A 4818-nucleotide genomic window follows, 5' to 3' on the forward strand; every position below is an offset into this window, starting at 1 on the left:
TCTTCGCGTTTTGCATAGAGACTATCTGGGTCAACAACTTCGCCTGTTCTGTCCTCCCATGGCTCTCCAAGCACTGTGTTGACAAAAGGCTGCAAAAGTGCCGGATCATCTTTGGCATTTAAAAACTCTCTTGCACATTCCCCCCATGTAAGCCAAGGAGAATAGAGTGCCGAAATATGATAAGAACGCAAATTGGGTCTGCTTGACTCACTGGTTGGGACCCAGCATGCTCCTCTTTCTTCACACATGAGATCTGTTTTTCGGTGCTCGGCATGTTCATGACCACAATGCGCACAAACAAAAACAGCTTTTTCGGGAGCCCCTTTCGGCCATTTGATTTGTGACCAAACAATCGGCTGGAGTGTACCACATGCATCACAAGGCACGTTGTAATATCGCTGGTCTCCTAGTACAAAATCCTTGGCAATACGGCTTGTGTCACGGTGGGTGGGTGTGGACAATTTAAAAATCTTTCTCTGCACAAAGGTTGAGGTCCGCTTTTCGGCAATCATCACCGGATCACCTTCGTTATCCACACTGAGAGGATAGGCATCCACCTCATCTAAAATCAGATAACGAATAGGCATGGAACGCAAACCAGCAGCACTGTTTGCCCCTGTAAGCATCAGTGCACCACCATCAAACTCTTTCGAAAACATGGTATTCCCGCTGTCACGTGCTCGTGCTGGGGCTATGCGTTCACTTAAAACTGGACTTGCCATAATCATAGGATCAAGCCGCGTCTTTGAAAGCTTTTTGGCTGTCTCAACGGTCGGCATGACATAAAGAGCAGGTCCTGGACTATAATGAATAGCATAACCGCAGAAATTTAATCCTGCCTCTGACATGCCAACTTGCGCCCCTTTCATGACAATAGTTGTTTCAATTGGCACGTAGGAGGAAAGATTATCCATGATTTCACGCAAATAGGGGGTCCGCTTTGTTCTCCACAATCCAGGTTCAGCACTTGCTACCGTGCTAAGGTATCTATTCTTGTCCGCCCATTGCGAAACCGTATACGGTGGGTCCGGTTGTCTTGCATTATTGGCATGGGCGAAAAATTCTTCGACTGCATTGTCATCCATTATTCGTTTCTTGCAAGTTCTCTAACTCTGGAGAATGAGGATCATGAAAAGGCACTGGAATATTAACCGCCTCAAGCAAAGCGGTTCTCATAGTGTAATCAATAGCACCAATAAGGCTGGCAGCATCACATCCAACTTGTGCAGCAATGCTTGCACCAAAACGATGAGGAAAATTCAACATAGCATCACGGTGCGCTCTTCCAAACTCACGAGCTGCTCTCTTGACTTCTTCACGGTCAACGGTTGTTTCGCGTAAGCGTTCAAGAGCAATCTTCTCGCTTTCAAGGGCAACTTGCATTCGCTCCAGTTTTATCTTGTATTCATTGGCTCCATCTGTAGAGGCTTGTTTGATCTTTGTCCGCGGTTGACCATCAGGCGCTAAAAATGGAGCAGGGCGCTTTGTTGGATTCTCATTCCAGATAGCTGTTGCAAGCGCTTCATTGACAGAACCATCTTCAAAAAGAGCCTTATCAAATTTCCCTGTCTTTATCCGAGAAACTACCGCATTATGTGAAACCCCCATCTTCTTCGCAAACGCACGAACCGATAGACCCTCACGATGCTTCTTTGTCATTGCCATCTCTTTTACTAAATATTTTTCAACATTCATCCTTTTCTTTAGATTGGTATCATGCTATGATACATAAAAGAGTGAATGAAGGTGATTTGGTGATTGAATCTTTTGCGGATAAGCGTTGTAAAGATCTTTTAGAAGGTAATCCGCCTAAAGGTTTTCCAACAACTCTAGTACGTATAGCCCAAAGAAAATTGTTTATGCTCGATAAAGCGGTTGACCTTAAAGATTTACGCAGTCCTCCAGGAAATCGTTTAGAAGCATTGAAAGGAGAGCGTAAAGGTCAATATTCTATTCGTATTAATGACCAGTTTCGTATTTGTTTTGAATGGCGCTCTAATGGCGCTTATGAAGTTGAAATCGTAGATTATCATTGATCTGTAGGAGGTCGAGATGAAAAATTATATTGCTATTCATCCCGGAGAAATTTTACGAGAGGAATATTTAAAAGAATATGCTCTCTCTGCTTATGCCCTTGCAAAAGCATTAAATGTTCCACGCACGAGAATAGAACGTATTGTTGCTGAAAATAGTCCAGTGACTCCCGATACTGCTCTCAGATTAGCCTATTTTTTTGATACTACTGCTGAATTTTGGCTCAACATGCAAGCTGCTTATGACGTTAGTATATTACAAACTGAAAAAGCAGACGAATTTGCCAAAATCAATAAATTTGAATGTAGGATTTAATGATCTTTTCACTCATGAAGTTTTAAGACGTAACAGATAATTGACGATCCGGTATAATCGGGTGTATATTCCGGTATGCAAACGGATACGCTCCAAGTCACACGAGAATTATTGGTTTTCAAAAAAAACTTTAAAATAAGATGTGGCTACACAAAAGAAGATTTGAAAGCCGTGGATTCTCCACCATTGACAGATGAAGAACTTGCACGTCTAAAGCCAGCTAAAGATGTTTTACCATCCTCCTTCTTTAAATATGTAACAAAAGAACGCCGTAAACGTGGGTAAAAGTCTTAAAAAAGCAAGCGGTTGTTAAGCCAAACAATCTCGCCACTCTAAAAAATGTGCTTTACAGTTGAAATTAAACTTCAATTGTATTACATTGAAATACAGTTACAAGAGGAGAAATCATTATGGCTGCCAGTCGTATGGTTCAAGCGCGTGTACCAGAAGAAATTCAAAATGTTGCTAATCAAGTTATTCAAGCCTCTGGTTTGTCAGTAAGTGATGTCGTGAGAGTGTTGATGACACGTATTGCGCAAGATAAAGCTATTCCTTCTTTTTTGTTTCAACCCAATGCAGAAACCATAGCGGCTTTTGCTGAGCTTGATGAAGGCAACTTAAAAAAGTTTCATTCCGTAGACGAATTATTTGATGATCTCTATGCGGACGATTGAACGTACCACCATTTTCAAACGTGATTTCAAGCGTGAATTAAAAGGACGATATCGGCATCTTTTAAGTACAGATTTGCATCAAGTCATTGTGGCATTAGCAAATGATCAACCTTTAGAACTTTGGTATCATGACCATGCATTAACTGGAAATTGGAAAGATTATAGGGATTGTCATATTCGACCTGATTTGGTTTTGATCTATCGCTTGATTGGTCAAGATAGGCTAGTTTTAGTGCGTCTTGGTTCTCATTCACAGCTTAATCTATAATTTCAATTAACCACCTCCCCATTTTTGAAAACGGGGAGGGGACTTCTGTTTTTGAACTTAAGCAACTTTTTTAATAGGGCTCTCTAAATTTGGTTCGTAAGTGCGCAACAAAGAATCCATGCTATGCGGTAACTCTGAATCACCAAAATCTGTTAGAACTGTTAAGATTTTAAGCATACTTGGCATCTCATCTTGAAGTTTTAAAATCAATACTTTTTCTATCATGCCCATGACCTGAACCAGCGCATTACAATCCCCATATCCAACGCTTTGATGATTGGAAAATTGAGCCAACGCTATCCACAAATCGCATAAGAAGTCGACACTGCTATTCATTGCACACCCCCAAAGATTTGTTCTCTCAAACATGCTAATCCTCTAGATGTGATTTTCGTTGAAGGCAGCACCTTTTCTGTACCATCCGGTCTTTGAATCGTAATAGCGGGACAATCCATGAATCCTTTCTTTATTTTGTCCTGATAAGGTAACAGAGGTGCCCCTGGAGCCCGTCGATACACCCAATCATGTTTACGTAAGTAATCCGTTAAATCTTTTGGTCGCCCCTCCAACATCTTCGCGGCTTCAATTAAACCAAACAAACCATCAGAGCGTTTTAGACCTTCCAAAGCTTCGGCTTTTGGCTTGAGTGTACTCACCTCATTTCTTAAGTCTTCTAATTGATTGATACTCTCTAAAAGGAGTTGCTTAATCGTAAGAGGGTTTTCCAAAGCATTGGCAAGATCCATTTGTGGAACAGCTACCTGCTTTTCTAATTCTTGCCAACGGTCAATGATTTTAGCTCGTAAGGCAGTGTTGTAACCAAAAACAAGGATTAAACATTCACGCTTGGGGAGGTTATAACAGTTTTGAGGCTTTCCCTGCTTGTCTAAATAGGTGGCTTCAAATTTGAATTCACCTCTTTTCTCTCCTAATTCAGTTAACATATTTCTTATATCACGCATAACATTGCTATGTTGTTTTCCACATAACTCAGCAATCTCACGGCTAGACATAGTCTGAGTGGTCGCACTATTAGCAGTGCTCTTTAATTTCTATAAGTGTGTTCACTGTGAACTCCTTGGTAATAGAGGTTTTCTATTGACACTCTAAAAGAGTGCCGGGTGCTAGAAAACACGGTACCAAGTCCGTCGTCACACCTTTCCCGTGAGGGTATTGTATAGTGTAACTACACCCGACAAGACCGTTATATGCTACAGCATATAATGAGTCAAAATCTTTAATGTTCAGAAGACTGATTATTTCGGCAACCAATCCGCTTGGTATTTTAAGGTGTTTTCTAGGCACCTGATTCGACAATAGATATAATGATACTGTCTTGTCAAGTGATAAAAAACTTTTTCTAAAAAATAATCCACTATTGTACAGTGTGTATATGAGGACACATTAAATTTGTTATTTATCAATGAGTTAAGTGTACAATGTACAGTTGATTTGAAAATTCTGTCGCTAGCGATAGTTCGCGCTAGCCTGCCCCGCAACGAAGCCAACCCGCTGGGAAGTACCTTT

General features: G+C 41.0%; 9 protein-coding genes. 5 read left to right on the forward strand and 4 right to left on the reverse strand.

What is annotated here, in order from left to right:
• Both ACFILW_RS08820 and ACFILW_RS08825 read right to left on the reverse strand, forming a co-directional pair.
• Nucleotides 1-1085: terminase gpA endonuclease subunit (locus tag ACFILW_RS08820; protein WP_375685583.1), on the reverse strand; the 1085-nt coding region annotated here is incomplete at its 3' end.
• The gene (locus ACFILW_RS08825) at nucleotides 1078-1659 is read right to left on the reverse strand and encodes a hypothetical protein (RefSeq protein WP_375685584.1); all 582 of its coding nucleotides are present in this window, start codon (nucleotides 1657-1659) and stop codon (nucleotides 1078-1080) included. The genes ACFILW_RS08820 and ACFILW_RS08825, both read right to left, overlap by 8 nt.
• Before the next feature lie 62 nt (nucleotides 1660-1721).
• On the opposite strand from ACFILW_RS08825, the gene ACFILW_RS08830 reads away from it, so the two are divergent.
• The 5 genes from ACFILW_RS08830 to ACFILW_RS08850 all read left to right on the forward strand — a co-directional run bounded on the left by ACFILW_RS08830 (nucleotide 1722) and on the right by ACFILW_RS08850 (nucleotide 3291).
• Nucleotides 1722-2036: a type II toxin-antitoxin system RelE/ParE family toxin gene (locus ACFILW_RS08830; protein ID WP_375634175.1), complete on the forward strand. Its 315-nt coding sequence runs from the start codon at nucleotides 1722-1724 to the stop codon at nucleotides 2034-2036.
• Between the two features lie 16 nt (nucleotides 2037-2052).
• Nucleotides 2053-2349, forward strand: coding sequence for a HigA family addiction module antitoxin (locus ACFILW_RS08835; RefSeq protein ID WP_375685585.1), 297 nt, complete (start codon nucleotides 2053-2055; stop codon nucleotides 2347-2349).
• A gap of 75 nt (nucleotides 2350-2424) precedes the next feature.
• Nucleotides 2425-2634: a hypothetical protein gene (locus tag ACFILW_RS08840; RefSeq protein ID WP_375685589.1), complete on the forward strand. Its 210-nt coding sequence runs from the start codon at nucleotides 2425-2427 to the stop codon at nucleotides 2632-2634.
• A gap of 125 nt (nucleotides 2635-2759) precedes the next feature.
• A complete protein-coding gene (locus tag ACFILW_RS08845) occupies nucleotides 2760-3023 on the forward strand; it encodes a type II toxin-antitoxin system RelB/DinJ family antitoxin (RefSeq protein WP_375618925.1) in 264 nt (87 codons plus the stop codon).
• The gene (locus ACFILW_RS08850; protein WP_375685588.1) at nucleotides 3010-3291 is read left to right on the forward strand and encodes a type II toxin-antitoxin system YafQ family toxin; all 282 of its coding nucleotides are present in this window, start codon (nucleotides 3010-3012) and stop codon (nucleotides 3289-3291) included. The genes ACFILW_RS08845 and ACFILW_RS08850 overlap by 14 nt, the downstream gene beginning before the upstream one ends.
• 57 nt (nucleotides 3292-3348) lie before the next feature.
• Here ACFILW_RS08850 and ACFILW_RS08855 read toward each other — a convergent pair whose 3' ends face one another.
• Nucleotides 3349-3627 (reverse strand): hypothetical protein, encoded by a 279-nt coding sequence (locus tag ACFILW_RS08855; protein WP_375685586.1) that lies wholly within the window; start codon nucleotides 3625-3627, stop codon nucleotides 3349-3351.
• Nucleotides 3624-4304 (reverse strand): Rha family transcriptional regulator, encoded by a 681-nt coding sequence (locus ACFILW_RS08860; RefSeq protein ID WP_375685587.1) that lies wholly within the window; start codon nucleotides 4302-4304, stop codon nucleotides 3624-3626. Before ACFILW_RS08860 ends, ACFILW_RS08855 begins: the two co-directional genes overlap by 4 nt.
• Between the last annotated feature and the right edge of the window lie 514 nt (nucleotides 4305-4818).

The sequence above is a fragment of the Bartonella sp. TT110JLCBS genome, assembly GCF_042193405.1.
In the GTDB taxonomy this organism is placed as follows: Bacteria; Pseudomonadota; Alphaproteobacteria; order Rhizobiales; family Rhizobiaceae; genus Bartonella.

Excerpts from the sequence above, each read along its gene's own strand:
- ACFILW_RS08840 (WP_375685589.1), top strand. The coding sequence starts at position 2,425 with ATGCAAACGGATACGCTCCAAGTCACACGAGAATTATTGGTTTTCAAA.
- ACFILW_RS08860 (WP_375685587.1), bottom strand. The coding sequence starts at position 4,304 with ATGTCTAGCCGTGAGATTGCTGAGTTATGTGGAAAACAACATAGCAAT.
- ACFILW_RS08835 (WP_375685585.1), top strand. The coding sequence starts at position 2,053 with ATGAAAAATTATATTGCTATTCATCCCGGAGAAATTTTACGAGAGGAA.
- ACFILW_RS08825 (WP_375685584.1), bottom strand. The coding sequence starts at position 1,659 with ATGACAAAGAAGCATCGTGAGGGTCTATCGGTTCGTGCGTTTGCGAAG.
- ACFILW_RS08855 (WP_375685586.1), bottom strand. The coding sequence starts at position 3,627 with ATGAATAGCAGTGTCGACTTCTTATGCGATTTGTGGATAGCGTTGGCT.
- ACFILW_RS08830 (WP_375634175.1), top strand. The coding sequence starts at position 1,722 with ATGATACATAAAAGAGTGAATGAAGGTGATTTGGTGATTGAATCTTTT.
- ACFILW_RS08845 (WP_375618925.1), top strand. The coding sequence starts at position 2,760 with ATGGCTGCCAGTCGTATGGTTCAAGCGCGTGTACCAGAAGAAATTCAA.
- ACFILW_RS08850 (WP_375685588.1), top strand. The coding sequence starts at position 3,010 with ATGCGGACGATTGAACGTACCACCATTTTCAAACGTGATTTCAAGCGT.